Below are 13996 nucleotides of genomic sequence, written 5' to 3'. Positions count from 1 at the left end.
GGGGGCGGGCCCCCCCCCCCCGGCCGGTCGGCGCGGAGCCGCCGTGCTCAGTCGCGCCAGGTCACCAGGGCGTCCAGCGCCTCCACGCGCGAGCCGTCGACCAGCAGCGGGTTGATCTCCAGGGCTTCGAGGCGGGGTCCGAGGGCCTGCGCGTACGCGGCCACGCGGGCCACCACGGCCGCGACCGCGTCGAGGTCGGCCGGCTCCGCGCCGCGGGCGCCCTCCAGCAGCCGCACCCCCCGCAGCTCCCCCAGGGCCCGGCGCACCTCGCGGGCGTCCACCGGCAGCAGCCGCAGCGCGGTGTCGCGCAGCACCTCCACCCACACGCCGCCCAGGCCGACGGCCAGCGTGAGACCCCAGCCGGGGTCCCGCACCACGCCGACGAGCAGCTCCACGCCCCCGCGCCGCTGCGGCTGCACGAGCACGCCCACGGCACCACCGGCGTGCCCCGCGCCGGGGGCGGCCCGCACCGCGGCGACGATCTCCCGGTAGGCGGCGCGGACCTCCTCCGGGCCGGTCAGGCCGAGCCGGACCCCGCCGATGTCGCTCTTGTGCCCGAGCCCCTCCGCCGACGCCTTCAGCACCACCGGGTAGCCGAACCGGCCGGCCGCCGCGACCGCGGCCTCCTCCTCGTACGCCTGCTCGGAGGGCACCACGGGGATGCCCGCGGCGGAGAGCAGGGCGGCGGCGCGGTGCTCGGCCCACACGCCGCTCGCGCTCGCCGCCTCCGCGGGCACGGCGCCCTCGAAGACGGCGCCCTCGAAGGCCCCTGCCCCGGACACGGGCCGCTCCGCGGCCGGGGCGGCCAGCGCGGCGCGGCGCGCCTCCGACCATCGCACGGCCGCACCGATGGCCTGCATGCCGTGCTCGATCCCGCCCACGACGTGCGGGAAGCCGGTCTCCTCCTGGACGGCCCGGCCGAACTCGGTGACGTCGACCAGGGCGTTGCCCATCACCACGACGGGCAGCGGGGAGCCCGCGATCTGCTTGGCGCTGGCCGCGTACGCGGCGAGGACGGGCGCGGGGTGGGCCGGGGCGAGGCGGGGCGGCTCGGACAGCAGCACGACGGCGTCGAGGCCCGGGTCGGCGGTCACCGCCTCCAGGGCGCGGGCGAGCAGGGTCCGGTCGACGAGCACGTACCCGGTGACGTCGAGCGGGTTCTGCACGGTGCCGAAGGCCGGGAGGATCCGCTCCAGCCGGGCGGCCGTCTCCGGGGCGAACGGCGGCAGCTGCAGCCCCTCGTCCTCCGCCCGGTCCGCGATGATCTCCGACGCGCCGCCCGACGGCGTGACGACGCCGAGCCTCGGCCCCGGCAGCGGACCCACCTCGGCGAGCAGCCCCGCGGTGATGATGAGGTCCTCCAGCGAGCGCACCCGGATGACGCCGAGCCCGCGGAAGGCGGCGTCGATCACGTTGTCGTCACCGACCAGCGCGCCGGTGTGGGCCTGGGCGGTGCGCGAGGCGAGCCCGCTGCGGCCGATCTTCAGCGCGACGATCGGCTTGCCCGCCAGCAGCGCCCGCCGGGCCACCCGCGAGAACTCGCCGGGGTCGCGCACCGACTCCAGGAACAGCGCGATGGCCCTGGTGGCCGGGTCGTCCACGAGGTAGTCGACGACGTCCGTGACGGTCAGCGTGGACTCGTTGCCCATCGAGGTGAGCAGGCTGACGCCGACGTTGCGGGCCTGGGCGAAGCCGAGGACGGAGCTGGCCAGCGCTCCGCTCTGCAGCACCACGCCCACGGAGCCGCGCAGCAGCGGCGACGGGATGGGCAGGCCGTACGGGGTGATGCCGGCGGCGGCGTTGATGAAGCCGTTGCCGTTCGGGCCGAGGACGGTCAGGCCGTTGTCCCGGGCGAAGGCGGCGATCTCCGCCTCCATCCGGGCGCCCTCCTCCCCCGCCTCACCGAAGCCCGCGGTCAGGACGACGTAGCTGGTGACGCCCGCCGCGGCCCCCTCGCGCAGCACGGGCAGGACGGCCGTGGTCGGCACCATCACGTAGGCGAGATCGACCGGGCCGGGCACCTCGGACAGGCTCCGGTGGGCCGGCTCGCCGTGGACGACGCCGCCTCGCGGGTTGACCAGGTACACCTCGCCGGTGAACCCGTGCGTGCGCAGGTTCAGCAGCGTGCTGATCGACCAGCCCGACTTGTCGGTCGCCCCCACCAGGGCGATCGAGCGCGGGTTGAACAGCTGTGCGACGGGCATCTCACTCCCCGATCGTGGCGAGCCGCGCGTGACCCTTGATCAGGTTACGGGCGATGGTGCGGCGCTGGATCTCGTCGGTGCCCTCGAAGATGCGCAGCAGGCGCAGCTCCCGGTACCACCGCTCCACGGGCAGCTCCTTGGTGTACCCCATCCCGCCGTGGATCTGCAGGACGCGATCGACGACCTGGTTGGCCATGACGGCCCCGTTCAGCTTGGCGATGGACGAGGCGTGCCGGGCGTCCAGGCCCTCCCGCACCCGCCAGGCGGCGTAGAGGGTGAGCCACTTGGCGGCCTCGATCTCCACCTGCGAGTCGGCGATCATCCACTGGATCGCCTGGTAGTCGGCGATGGGGTGGCCCATGGACGTGCGGATCCTGGCGTAGTCGATCGCCATCTGGAGCATCCGCTCGGCCGCGCCGATGGCGCCGGCGGGGATGAGGTAGCGTCCCTGGCCGATCCACTGCATGGCCAGCTCGAAGCCCTTGCCGACCTCGCCGAGGACGTTCGCCTCCGGCACCCGGACGTTCTCGAAGACCAGGGCGGCCGGCCCCCACTGCCCCATGGTGGGGATGGGCTCGGACTTCCATCCCATGTCGCGGTCGACGAGGAAGCAGGTGACGCCGCCGTCCGCCCCCTTGTCCGGGTCGGTCACGGCGAACACCATCACGAAGTCGGCCTCGCTGCCGCCGGTGATGAACGTCTTCTCGCCGTTGATCACCCAGTCGCCGCCGTCCCGGACCGCGCGGGTGCGGATGTTGCGGGCGTCCGACCCGGCGCCCGGCTCGGTGATGGCGAAGCAGGAACGGCGCTCGCCCTCGATCGTCGGGATCAGGTAGCGCCGCCTCTGCTCCTCGTCCCCGGCGTAGAGGATGTTGTCGGCCGAGCCGCCGAAGCTGAACGGCACGAAGGTGCGGCCGGTCTCCATCGCGATGATCGCGGACATGACCGGGCCCAGGGCGGCTCCGCCGTACTCCTCGGGGGTGTTGATGCCCCAGAAGCCCATCCGCTTGGCCTTCAGCCGCAGCTCGCGCAGGACGGAGGGGTCGAGACCCGGCCGGCCGGCACGCTCGTTGCGCAGGACCTCCGGCTCCAGCGGCATGACCTCCCTCTCGATGAAGGAGCGGATGGTGTCGCGGATCTGCCGTTCCTCGGTGCTGAGCGAGAAGTCCATGCCCCAACCTTTTCTAGAATTACCCTCTAGGAATCGATTCCAGACTGGTCCCGCGCATCGGTGATGTCAACCCCGCTTTTAGAATGCAATTCTAGAACTGTGTGGAGTACCATGGGAGTCCCCGCACCGCGAAGGAGCCACCATGGCGCGCAGGTCCACGGGCAAGGGCGGGTCGTGGGAGTGGAGCCGCACCGCCCAGACCCGCAGGAGCATGCTCCAGGCCGCCCGCGAGGTCTTCTCCGAGCACGGCTTCGCCGACGCCAACGTCTCCGACGTGGTCGCTCGGGCCGGCTCCAGCGTGGGCAGCCTCTACCACCACTTCGGCGGCAAGACCGAGCTCTTCCTCGCGCTGTTCGAGGAGCACCAGGCCGCCCATGAGGAGGCCGCCGCCTCCAGCGTGGCCGCGGCGAAGAAGGCGGGCGTCCGCGACCCCGTCGAGCTGTTCATCACCGGCGCCCGCGCCTTCCTCGAAGGGTCGTGGGCGCGGCGCGACCTCGCCATGCTGTTCATGGACGGCGACGGGCCGCCCGGCTTCGAGCTGATCCGCCGCACCCGCGGCCGGGAGTGGGTCCGGCAGAACGCCGTCCTGCTCGGCGCGGGCGACACCCCGATGGGCCGCCTCACGGTCTCGGTGCTGACCAGCGTGATCGGCGAGGCCGCCCGCGAGGTGGCTACCTGCGACAGCGAGGACGAGGCCAGGGACGTGGTCGAGGCCGCCGTCGCGCTGATCCGCCGCTTCGACCCGCTCACCGCCCCCGCCCCCGCTCCCGCTCCCGGTCCGGAGGCCTGAGGCGGGGTCAGCCCGGCCGCAGCGCCATCCTGCCCCGGTCGAGCACCACGGTCCCGTCGTCCTTGGCCGTCCGGAACAGCACCTCGTCACCGTCCTGCCAGATCGACACGGTCAGCGACTCGCCCGGGAAGACCGGGCTGCTGAACCGTCCCGACATGCCGGCGAACCTGGCGGGGTCGGAGCCGGCGACCGCGTGGAGCAGGGCGCGCCCGGTGATCCCGTACGTGCACAGGCCGTGCAGGATCGGCCGGGGGAAGCCGGCCCTGGCCGCGAACGCGGGATCGGAGTGCAGCGGGTTGCGGTCTCCCGACAGGCGGTAGAGCAGGGCCTGGTCGGCCCGCGTCGCGCAGGTCACCCGGTGGTCCGGAGCCCGGCCGGGAGCCGTCCACTCCTCGCGTGGCCCCCGGTCGCCGCCGAACCCGCCCTCGCCCCGGATGAACACCGCGCTGCGGCTGGTGACCAGCGGCTCGCCGCCGGGATCGACGGCGCGGGCCTCGCTGGTGACCAGCGCGCCCGAGCCCTTGTCGTAGACGCCGGTCACCTTCGAGGTGACGGCCACCGTCCCCTCGGCCGGCAGCTCGCGGTGCAGCTCGAACGCCTGCTCGGCGTGGACGAGCATGGCCGGGTGGAAGTCGCCCAGCCTGCGCGCGACCGGTGCCTGGGCGGCCAGCACCGCGAACGTGGGCAGCACCCGCTGCGGGATCCCGGCCGAGTTCTCGGTGGTGAAGGCGAGCTCGCCGGTGCCCGCGCCGACGCCCAGGGCGTACAGGAGGGTGTCGCGGGACGTCCACGAGCGCTCGTACGGCCCGCTCTCGACGCCGACCAGGCTGTGGTCGATCGGCATGTCAGCCCTCACCGCCCTGCGGGCCGGCCGGGACGCGGCCGTCGGTTCGCGCGTTGGGCGCGGCCTTGGCGACCAGGGCGGGGATGACGTCGTCCAGCTCGGCCGGGTCCCACCGGGCGCCCTTGTCCACGCCCGGCCCCGCGTGCCAGCCCTCGGCCACGCTGATCCGCCCGCCGAGCACGTTGAACACCCGCCCGGTGACCTCCCGCGCACGCGCGCTGCCCAGCCAGACCACCAGCGGCGCGACGTTGTCCGGGTCCGCCGGGTCGAACGGACCCTCGACGGCCCGCCGGGGGCCGCCGAGCCCTTCGGTCATCCGCGTCAGCGCCGCCGGGGCCACCGCGTTGACGGTCACGCCGTAGCGGGCGAGCTCCTGCGACGCGATGATCGTCAGCGCCGCGATGCCCGCCTTGGCCGCGCCGTAGTTGCCCTGTCCCGGGTTGCCGTAGATGCCGGACGACGACGTCGTGTTGATCACGGCGGCCTCCACCCGCTCGCCGGCCTTGCTCCGGGCCCGCCAGTACGCGGAGGCGTGCCGCAGCGGCGCGAACGTCCCGCGCAGGTGCACCCGGATCACCGCGTCCCACTCCTCGGCCGTCATGTTGACCAGCATGCGGTCCCGCAGGATGCCGGCGTTGTTGACCAGGACGTGCAGGTCGCCGAACCGCTCGACCGCCGACGTGACCAGCCGCCGCGCGCCCTCGAAGTCGGAGACGTCCGCGCCGTCGGCGACGGCCTCGCCGCCCATCGCCCTAATCTCCTCCACGACCTCTCCGGCCGGGCCCGGGGACGAGCCCGTGCCGTCCACCTCGGCGCCGAGGTCGTTGACGACGACCTTGGCCCCCTGGCGCGCGAACTCCAGCGCGTGGCCGCGCCCGATCCCCCGCGCGGCCCCCGTGACGATCACCACGCGGCCTTCCGCGATCCCGCCCATACGACACTCCTTCGACCGGCTCGTCGTCCAGAATTCGATTCTAGTATCGCGATCTAGAATCGGATAGGGCGAGCGGCCGCCCGGTCCGTGGAGCCGTCGAGGAAGACGCTGTCGATGAGCCCCCGGCCGATGCCCGCTCAGGAGGGCAGGCAGCGGCCCGAGACCACCGAGAACAGCCGCTCCTTGCCCGGCAGGATGCGCAGGTTGACGCGGTCGCCCTTGGCCGGCGGCGCGTTCGGGTCGACCCGGGCGATGACCGTCTGGCCGGCCAGCGCCGGGTCGCGGGCGTCGGCGTACTCGCCGTAGAGGAAGGCGTCCGAGCCGAGCTCCTCGACCACGGTGACGGTGATCGGGAACGTCGACGGGTCCGTCCCGCCGTCGCCGGCCACCTCGACCGCCTCCGGCCGGAAGCCCAGGATGACGCGGTCGCCGCCCTCCTTGCGCAGCGCCTGGAGCGTCTCGCGGCTCAGCCGGATCCGCTGCGCGCCCAGCACCGCCTCCTCGCCCTCGACGCGGAACTCGGCCAGGTTCATCGACGGCGAGCCGATGAAGCCGGCGACGAAGACGTTGGCCGGGTGCTGGTAGAGCCGCAGCGGCGTGTCCACCTGCTGCAGGATGCCGTCCTTGAGCACGGCCACCCGGTCGCCCATCGTCATGGCCTCGACCTGGTCGTGGGTCACGTACACCGTCGTCACCCCGAGCCGGCGCTGCAGGGCGGCGATCTGGGTACGGGTCTGCACGCGCAGCTTGGCGTCCAGGTTCGACAGCGGCTCGTCCATGAGGAACACCTTCGGCTCGCGCACGATCGCCCGGCCCATGGCCACGCGCTGCCGCTGACCGCCGGACAGCGCCTTGGGCTTGCGGTCGAGGAACTCCTCCAGGTCCAGCAGCCGGGCCGCCTCGTGGACCCGCCGGTCGCGCTCCTCCTTCGGGGTCTTCATCACCCTCAGGGCGAAGCCCATGTTGTCGGCCACCGACATGTGCGGATAGAGCGCGTAGTTCTGGAACACCATCGCGATGTCCCGGTCGCGCGGCGGCAGGTGCGTGACGTCCCGCTCGCCGATGCTGATGTGACCGCCGTCGACCCGTTCGAGCCCGGCGAGCATGCGCAGCGACGTGGACTTCCCGCAACCGGACGGGCCGACGAGGACCAGGAACTCGCCGTCCTTGATGTCGAGGTCGAGGGCGTCCACCGCGGGCCGCTCGGTGCCCGGGTACACGCGGGTCGCCTCGTCGTAGAGAACTTTGGCCATCGGTCTCTCCTCAGTGACTCACAGGTAGGGGTTCGGTCAGGGTGGCGGGGCGGCGGAGCTCGACGTCGACGAGGAGGACGCGGGCGGTCAGCTCGCGCAGAATCCTCTCCTCCTCGCGCGGCACGCCGCTGTCGGTGATCACCGTGTCGTACGCGCTCGCGTCGCGGTGGCTGAAGGCGGCGTGCCGCCCGTACTTGGAGGAGTCGACGAGCAGCAGGTGCCGCCGGGCCGCGTCGAGCATGGCCTCCTTGACGGCGGCGTACTTCTGGACCGGGTGGTAGAGGCGGCCGTGCGTGATCGCCACCGCCGACATGAGGGCGACGTCGGCGTGGATGCGCTGCAGGGCGCGGGACACCTCGGGCCCGGTCGTCGAGTCGAAGGCGCCGTCGTAGTCACCGCCGAGCAGGATCGCCTGGCTGTGCTCGGTGGCCGCGACGATGCGGGCGACGCTGACGGAGTTGGTCACCACCGTGTAGCCGCCGCGCTCGTCGAGGCGCCGGGCCAGCGGGAACAGGGTGGTCGAGTCGTCCATGAGGATCACGCCGCGGGGCGGCAGCTCCCACAGGGCGACCTCGGCCAGCGCCTCCTTCTCCGCCGGCCGCGTCCGCCTGCGCAGCTCCGGCGCGACCTCCATCGTGACGGCCGCGACGGCCGCCGCGCGGCCGCGGGACTTGCGCAGCAGCGCGCCGCCGGCCAGGGCGTCCAGGTCACGGTGCATGGTCATCACGCTGACCCCGAACTCGCCGGCCAGCTCGGCGATGCCCATCTCGCCCCTTTCCGCGACGCGGGCGAGCACCGCCCGCCTCCGCTCCTCGAGACCGGCGGTCGTGGCCCGAGCCCTGGCCATGTCCTCACTCCTGCGGCCGTACCACTGCCTTGACCAGCTCGGGGTCGCGCGTGCCGGCCGTGAGCGCCTCCTCGACCCGGTCCAGGCCGTAGTGGCCGGTGACCAGGGCGTCCAGCTCGACACGGCCCGCGGCGGCCAGCGCGACGGCCCGCGGCCAGGTGTTGGCGTACCGGAAGGTGCCGGTCACCTCCAGCTCGCGCGTCTGCACGTACGTCAGCGGGAGCGGGATCTCGTCGCCGCCCATGCCGATGAGCACGACGCGCCCGGCCCGCGCCATCGTGCGGACGGCCTGCGCGGTCGCGGCCGGCCGGCCGGAGCATTCGAGCAGCGCGTCCGGCTCGAAGAGGGCGTCGGTCAGGCTCTCGGTGCGCACGTCGAGGATCGCGGTGGCGCCCAGCTCGCGGGCGCGCCCGAGCCGGGCGGGATTGACGTCGGTGACCATGATCTGCGTGGCGCCGAAGGCCCGCGCGGCCTGGAGGCAGAGCAGCCCGATGGGGCCGGCGCCGGTGACGAGCACGCGGGTGCCCGGCCCGACCCGCGCCTTGAGGCAGGCCCACACGCCCACCGACAGCGGCTCGATCAGCGCGGCCGCGTCGTCGGAGACGGTGTCGGGCACGGGGTGGGCGAACTCCTCGTGCGTGACGACGTACTCGCAGAAGGCGCCGTCGATCGGCGGGGTGCCGAAGAAGCGCATCCGCGGGCAGAGGTTGTAGCGGCCCGCCCGGCACTGGGCGCAGGTGAAGTCGGGCACCCCCGGCTCCAGCGAGACGCGCTGCCCCGGGTGGTGGCGGCCCGCCCTCGGCCCGGTCTGCACGACGATCCCGGCCGGCTCGTGGCCGAGCACCAGCGGGGACTGCACGACGAAGTCGCCGATCCGCCCGTGCTCGTAGTAGTGCACGTCGGAGCCGCACGTGCCGACCGAGGTGACCTGGACGAGCACCTGGCGGGGGCCCGGCTCGGGCCGGGGCCGCTCCTCCATGACGATCTTGCCGACCCCGTGCAGCACGGCTGCGCGCATGACCCCTCCTACTCTCCCGTGACGGCGCCGAGGGTCAGCCCGGTGACCAGCCAGCGCCGGACGGCGAGGCCGGCGAGCATCATGGGCACGACCACGATCGTGCCGATCGCGGTGAGCTGCCCCCAGTCGACGCCCGTCTGCGTGACGAGCTGCGAGGCGGCGATCGGCAGGGTCTGCGAGCTCGGCCCGGAGAAGACCACGGCGAAGGCGTAGTCGTTCCAGGCGAAGACCAGGCACAGGATGAAGGTGGTGACGAGCCCGGCCTTCGTCAGCGGGAGGATGACCGTCCAGAAGGCCTGCCAGCGGGTGCAGCCCGCGACCAGCGCCGACTCCTCCAGCGACGGCGGCACCTCGGCGAAGAACGCGCTCATCAGCCAGATGGCGAACGGCAGGTTGAACGTCAGGTACGCCAGCACCAGCCCCGGGATGGTGTCGATGAGGCCGAGGCCGCGGAAGATGAGGAACAGCGGCACCACGACCGCCGCGATGGGCGCCATGCGGGTCGAGATGATCCAGAACGCCAGGTGCTTCTTCCCGCGCATCTGGGTCCTGGCCAGGCCGTACCCGGCCAGCGCCCCCAGGCAGACGGCGAGCACCGCGGAGATCCCGGCAGCGAGCACGCTGTGCCAGATGTAGGGCACGAGGTTGTTCGGCCCGGAGAACAGGCCCCGGTAGTTGTCCAGGGTCGGCTGGAACAGCACCTGTGGCGTGCCCGACGTGACGTCCGTGCGGTTCTTGAACGAGGACATCAGCATCCACACCAGCGGCACCAGCGTCCAGAGCATGGCCACGACGACGACCAGCCCGACCACCCAGCGGGTGCGCCTGCCGGTCTCCTCCAGCGGCGACTGCGGTGTCCCCCGCGGGGCGGCCGTCACCGGCGCGGTGCGCCGCTCGACCTGTGTGGCGCTCATCGGGTCAACCCCCTGACGTCCAGCAGCCGGACGAAGGTACGGGCGATGAAGATCGAGAAGGCCAGCATCGCCAGCCCGATGGCGGCGGCGTAGCCGAGGTCGAAGAAGCGGAACGCGGTCTCGTACAGCCGGACAGGGACGATCTTGGTGGCGTCGGCGGGGCCGCCGTTGGTGGTGACCCAGATGATGTCGAAGTACCGGATCGCGTCCATGGAGCGGATGAGCAGCGCGACGAGCAGCACGTTCGCGATCGCCGGGAAGACGATGTACCGCAGCGTCATCCAGCCCGGCGCGCCGTCCACGGCGGCGGCCTCCCGCACCGACTGCGGCACGCTGGACAGGCCGGCCAGGGTGATCAGGGCGATCAGCGGCGTCCACTCCCACACGTCCATCAGCACGACGGCGGCGAAGGCGCTGATGGGGCTGCCGAGGATGTCGCCGGTGTAGCCGACCGAGCGCAGCACCCACGCGTAGAGGCCGAAGGTCGAGTCGGTGAGGTAGCGGCCCAGCAGGCCGACGATCGACGGGGCGACGAACATCGGCAGCAGCAGCAGCCCGAGCAGGACGTTGCGGCCGCGCAGCACCCGGAACAGGCACAGCGCGACGGCCACGCCGAGGACCATCTCCAACCCGACGGTCAGGACGAAGTAGACGATCGTCCGCAGCCACGACATCCACATGTCGGCGTCGGTGAAGAAGCGCGCCCAGTTGCGCAGCCCGATCAGGTCGAGCCGCACCCCGCCGAGCAGCCGGACATGGGCGAAGCTCATGGCGATCAGCGCGATGAACGGCACGATCGACAGGGCGGCCAGCAGGAGCAGGCCGGGCGCCATCATCCTGCCCTCGAAGCCGACACGCGGCTCCCGGGGCGCGGCGGTGTCCGGCCGCGAGCGCTCCAGCACCGGCGAGTGATCCGCTGCGTGCGTCATCTACGCCACCCACCCTCGGGCCACGATCTGGTCCACCCGCGCCTTGATGGAGCGCATCGCCTCCTCCGGCGACGACCCGCCGGTGAGCATCCGGGACAGCTGGGTGAAGATCGCGGTGTTGCACTCGTTCCACATCGGGATCTTCGGGCGCAGCCCGATCTTGTCGGGCTCCCAGGCCTGCCGGACGGCGGCGGCGGTGAGCATGTTCGGCATCGGCGTGGGCCGGTGCTCGGCCGCGCGCACCTCCGGCAGCTCGTACACCGAGGTCCGGGTGGGGGTGCCGCCGCCCGCCTTGCTCTTGAGGTTGGCGAGCTGTGTCTGGGGCGAGGTGGCCCAGGCGATGAACAGCCAGGCGGCGCCGCGCTCGTTGGGCAGCGTGTTGCCGCTGATGGCCACCCCCGTGCCCCCGTACATGTTGGCGGTGCCGGCCGGCCCCTTGGGCAGCGGCGCGTAGCCGACCTTGCCGGGCAGCACCTGCTCGTTGCTGGCCGCGAACTCGTGCCAGTTGGGGCACATCGCCAGCCGCCCGGCGCGGAACGCGGCGCCGACGCCGTCCCAGTCCCAGGTCGTGGACGCGGGGTCGGCGATGGCGAGCAGCCGCTGGTAGAACCGCGCGCCGGCGATGGCGGCCTCGGAGTCGAGCCGGCAGGGACCGGGGTCGCGCGAGCCGATCCGCCCCACCTGCTTGCCGTTGTCGAAGTAGGCGCCGCCGTAGGACCACAGGACGTTGCTGAAGTCGTTCATCAGGGAGTCGTGCTGGCGGGCCTGGTGGCCGGTGCCGTACTTGACGTCCGCGGTGGCGTTCTTGTTGAACCACCGCGCCATCCGGTAGTACTCCTCCCAGGTCCGATCGCCGCCCGGCGTCGGGTCGAAGCCGAGGTCGTTGGCCATGCGGTCGTGGTACTTGTCGAACAGGTCGCGGCGGTACTGCCAGATCATCGTCGGCGCGTCGTAGGGCAGCGTGTAGATCGCCTGCGGGTCGACGAACCGGCCGGCGGCGTCGAGCTGGGCGGGGATGAAGTCCGCCACGCCGCCGGGCAGGTCGGGCAGGTTCGGGTCCGCCTGCATGGTGCGCAGGTCCACCAGTCCGCGCTGGTACGGCGCCAGCACCTGGTACGGGTCGGCGTAGATGACCTGGTACTGGGCGTGCCCGGAGGCCAGGTCCAGGGCGACCCGCTGGACGAGCGCGGTCAGCTCCAGCGTGACGATGTTGACGGTGATACCCGTCAGGTCGGTGAAGGGCCGCGTGTCGGCCGCGATGGCGGCGGTGGGAGCGGTGTTCTCCGAGATGAAGTTCAGGGTGGCGCCCTTGAACTGGCGCCACTGGTCCCCGGCGGCGGTCGCGACGTGCGGCGCGTCGGCGTGGGATCCGCAGGAGCTGAGACTCCCGCCCAGGGTGACCGCGGCGCCCGCGGCCAGCGCGCCCCGCAGGATGTCACGCCTGCTCGGTTCGAGCGGGTTCCGGTCCACTGTCCCCTCCCCCACGGTCATGCGACAGGTAAGGGCAATGAGGCCGGTTTATCCGTAATAAATGCTGATGTAAACGCATATGTGAGATTTTCTCGCATTTCATATGAGATCTTTGCTTTTCTGGTGGGTTCTGGCTGGTCACCGGCTCGTAGGCTCAGCGAGTGGGGCTGCCATGACACTCGTCGCGGGCGTCGACTCGTCGACCCAGAACTGCAAGGTCGTACTCCGGGACGCCGGCTCCGGGGCTCTGGTCCGCTCCGGCAGGGCGGGTCATCCGCCCGGCACGGAGGTGGACCCCGTGCGCTGGTGGGAGGCGATGCGGGCGGCGTTCTCCCGCGCGGGCGGGCTCGACGAGGTCGCGGCCATCTCGGTCGCGGGCCAGCAGCACGGCCTCGTCCCGCTCGACTCCGCCGGCCGCGTCATCCGGCCGGCGCTGCTCTGGAACGACACGCGCTCGGCCGCCGCCGCCCGCGACCTCGTCGCAGAGGCGGGCGCCGGACCCTACGCCAGGAGGGCGGGAAGCGTGCCCGTGGCCTCCTTCACCGCCGCCAAGCTGCGCTGGCTGCGCGACCACGAGCCGGGCAACGCCGCCGAGGTCGCCGCCGTCGCGCTGCCGCACGACTGGCTGACCTGGCGGTTGCGCGGGTTCGGCCCGGCCGCGTCCAGCCCGCTCGGGCCGGAGCTCGGCGAGCTGGTCACCGACCGCTCCGAGGCGAGCGGTACGGCGTACTGGAACCCGTTCACCGGCGAGTACGACCAGGAGCTCCTCGAACGGGCGCTGGGCCGGGCGGTGATCGTGCCCCGGGTCCTCGGGCCCGGCGAGCGCGCGGGGACGGCCGCGGGGACGACGATCGTCGTCGGCCCCGGCGCCGGCGACAACGCCGCGGCGGCGCTCGGCCTCGACGCGGCCCGCGGCGACGTCGTCGTGTCGATCGGGACGAGCGGCACCGTCTTCGCGGTGACGGACCGTCCGGCGTGCGACGAGACGGGGACCGTCGCCGGGTTCGCGGACGCCACCGGCCAGTTCCTGCCGCTGATCGCGACCCTGAACGCGGCCCGCGTGCTGGACGCCGTGGCGCGCCTGCTCGACGTCGGCCACGACGAGCTGGGGCTGCTGGCCCTCGACGCCCCTCCCGGCGCCGGCGGCCTGGTGCTCCAGCCGTACTTCGAGGGGGAGCGCACGCCGAACCTGCCCGACGCCACGGCCACGCTCTTCGGCCTGACGCTCGCGTCGGCGACCCGGCCGGCCCTCGCCCGCGCGGCCTTCGAGGGCATGCTGTGCGGCCTGGCCGACGGCCTCGACGCCATCCGCGCGCAGGGCGTGAAGGCGGACCGGGTGCTGCTGATCGGCGGGGCCGCGCAGAACGCCGCCCTGCAGCGGATCGCCGCCCAGACGTTCGAGCCGCCCGTGGTCGTGCCGCGGCCGGGCGAGTACGTCGCCGACGGGGCCGCGGCCCAGGCCGCCTGGGCGCTCATGGGGGAGCGCCCGCACTGGCCGCGCTCCGTCGCGGCCGAGCCGCCGCCCGACCACCGCCCGCTCATCCGCGAGCAGTACGCCCGGCACGCGCCGCCGCCGACCGCTCAGCCGTTGTGATCGCGTCGGCCGTCGTGATCGCGTCGGC

At 73.1% G+C, this 13996-nt stretch carries 12 protein-coding genes; 2 read left to right on the top strand and 10 right to left on the bottom strand.

Annotated elements, in window-relative coordinates; translation table 11 throughout:
• Positions 1 to 47: 47 nt before the first annotated feature.
• The gene (locus ACIBG4_RS42105) at positions 48 to 2204 is read right to left on the bottom strand and encodes an acetate--CoA ligase family protein (RefSeq protein ID WP_397208227.1); all 2157 of its coding nucleotides are present in this window, start codon (positions 2202 to 2204) and stop codon (positions 48 to 50) included.
• A gap of 1 nt (position 2205) precedes the next feature.
• A complete protein-coding gene (locus tag ACIBG4_RS42100; RefSeq protein ID WP_310713711.1) occupies positions 2206 to 3375 on the bottom strand; it encodes an acyl-CoA dehydrogenase family protein in 1170 nt (389 codons plus the stop codon).
• Between the two features lie 142 nt (positions 3376 to 3517).
• On the opposite strand from ACIBG4_RS42100, the gene ACIBG4_RS42095 reads away from it, so the two are divergent.
• Positions 3518 to 4165 (top strand): TetR/AcrR family transcriptional regulator, encoded by a 648-nt coding sequence (locus ACIBG4_RS42095; protein WP_397208225.1) that lies wholly within the window; start codon positions 3518 to 3520, stop codon positions 4163 to 4165.
• 7 nt (positions 4166 to 4172) lie between these two features.
• Here the strand turns inward: ACIBG4_RS42095 and ACIBG4_RS42090 are convergent, their stop codons facing one another.
• From ACIBG4_RS42090 to ACIBG4_RS42055, 8 genes are all read right to left on the bottom strand, one after another.
• On the bottom strand, positions 4173 to 5009 hold the full coding sequence (locus ACIBG4_RS42090) for a MaoC/PaaZ C-terminal domain-containing protein (RefSeq protein ID WP_397208223.1): 837 nt from the start codon (positions 5007 to 5009) through the stop codon (positions 4173 to 4175).
• A 1-nt stretch (position 5010) separates the two neighbouring features.
• A complete protein-coding gene (locus ACIBG4_RS42085) occupies positions 5011 to 5943 on the bottom strand; it encodes an SDR family oxidoreductase (RefSeq protein WP_397208221.1) in 933 nt (310 codons plus the stop codon).
• A 137-nt stretch (positions 5944 to 6080) separates the two neighbouring features.
• Positions 6081 to 7196, bottom strand: coding sequence for an ABC transporter ATP-binding protein (locus tag ACIBG4_RS42080; protein ID WP_397208219.1), 1116 nt, complete (start codon positions 7194 to 7196; stop codon positions 6081 to 6083).
• Positions 7197 to 7206: 10 nt separating this feature from the next.
• A complete protein-coding gene (locus ACIBG4_RS42075; protein ID WP_397208217.1) occupies positions 7207 to 8043 on the bottom strand; it encodes a DeoR/GlpR family DNA-binding transcription regulator in 837 nt (278 codons plus the stop codon).
• Positions 8044 to 8047: 4 nt separating this feature from the next.
• Complete coding sequence (locus tag ACIBG4_RS42070; RefSeq protein ID WP_310713705.1) at positions 8048 to 9061, bottom strand: NAD(P)-dependent alcohol dehydrogenase; 1014 nt, start codon at positions 9059 to 9061, stop codon at positions 8048 to 8050.
• An 8-nt stretch (positions 9062 to 9069) separates the two neighbouring features.
• On the bottom strand, positions 9070 to 9975 hold the full coding sequence (locus tag ACIBG4_RS42065; protein ID WP_397208215.1) for a carbohydrate ABC transporter permease: 906 nt from the start codon (positions 9973 to 9975) through the stop codon (positions 9070 to 9072).
• Positions 9972 to 10904: a carbohydrate ABC transporter permease gene (locus ACIBG4_RS42060; RefSeq protein ID WP_397208213.1), complete on the bottom strand. Its 933-nt coding sequence runs from the start codon at positions 10902 to 10904 to the stop codon at positions 9972 to 9974. Before ACIBG4_RS42060 ends, ACIBG4_RS42065 begins: the two co-directional genes overlap by 4 nt.
• Complete coding sequence (locus ACIBG4_RS42055; protein WP_310713700.1) at positions 10905 to 12374, bottom strand: extracellular solute-binding protein; 1470 nt, start codon at positions 12372 to 12374, stop codon at positions 10905 to 10907.
• A 172-nt stretch (positions 12375 to 12546) separates the two neighbouring features.
• Here ACIBG4_RS42055 and ACIBG4_RS42050 point away from each other — a divergent pair, with 172 nt between their 5' ends.
• Positions 12547 to 13968 (top strand): xylulokinase, encoded by a 1422-nt coding sequence (locus ACIBG4_RS42050; protein WP_397208210.1) that lies wholly within the window; start codon positions 12547 to 12549, stop codon positions 13966 to 13968.
• Positions 13969 to 13996: the final 28 nt, after the last annotated feature.

The sequence above is a fragment of the Nonomuraea sp. NPDC050383 genome (assembly GCF_044459125.1).
Classification (GTDB): domain Bacteria; phylum Actinomycetota; class Actinomycetes; order Streptosporangiales; family Streptosporangiaceae; genus Nonomuraea.
The sequence above is the reverse complement of the archived record's forward strand: the minus strand, read 5'-3'. Positions and strand labels throughout refer to the sequence as shown.

What these genes read in the sequence shown, in the direction of transcription:
- ACIBG4_RS42105 (WP_397208227.1), bottom strand. Translation starts at nt 2,204, where the DNA reads ATGCCCGTCGCACAGCTGTTCAACCCGCGCTCGATCGCCCTGGTGGGG.
- ACIBG4_RS42100 (WP_310713711.1), bottom strand. Translation starts at nt 3,375, where the DNA reads ATGGACTTCTCGCTCAGCACCGAGGAACGGCAGATCCGCGACACCATC.
- ACIBG4_RS42095 (WP_397208225.1), top strand. Translation starts at nt 3,518, where the DNA reads ATGGCGCGCAGGTCCACGGGCAAGGGCGGGTCGTGGGAGTGGAGCCGC.
- ACIBG4_RS42090 (WP_397208223.1), bottom strand. Translation starts at nt 5,009, where the DNA reads ATGCCGATCGACCACAGCCTGGTCGGCGTCGAGAGCGGGCCGTACGAG.
- ACIBG4_RS42085 (WP_397208221.1), bottom strand. Translation starts at nt 5,943, where the DNA reads ATGGGCGGGATCGCGGAAGGCCGCGTGGTGATCGTCACGGGGGCCGCG.
- ACIBG4_RS42080 (WP_397208219.1), bottom strand. Translation starts at nt 7,196, where the DNA reads ATGGCCAAAGTTCTCTACGACGAGGCGACCCGCGTGTACCCGGGCACC.
- ACIBG4_RS42075 (WP_397208217.1), bottom strand. Translation starts at nt 8,043, where the DNA reads ATGGCCAGGGCTCGGGCCACGACCGCCGGTCTCGAGGAGCGGAGGCGG.
- ACIBG4_RS42070 (WP_310713705.1), bottom strand. Translation starts at nt 9,061, where the DNA reads ATGCGCGCAGCCGTGCTGCACGGGGTCGGCAAGATCGTCATGGAGGAG.
- ACIBG4_RS42065 (WP_397208215.1), bottom strand. Translation starts at nt 9,975, where the DNA reads ATGAGCGCCACACAGGTCGAGCGGCGCACCGCGCCGGTGACGGCCGCC.
- ACIBG4_RS42060 (WP_397208213.1), bottom strand. Translation starts at nt 10,904, where the DNA reads ATGACGCACGCAGCGGATCACTCGCCGGTGCTGGAGCGCTCGCGGCCG.
- ACIBG4_RS42050 (WP_397208210.1), top strand. Translation starts at nt 12,547, where the DNA reads ATGACACTCGTCGCGGGCGTCGACTCGTCGACCCAGAACTGCAAGGTC.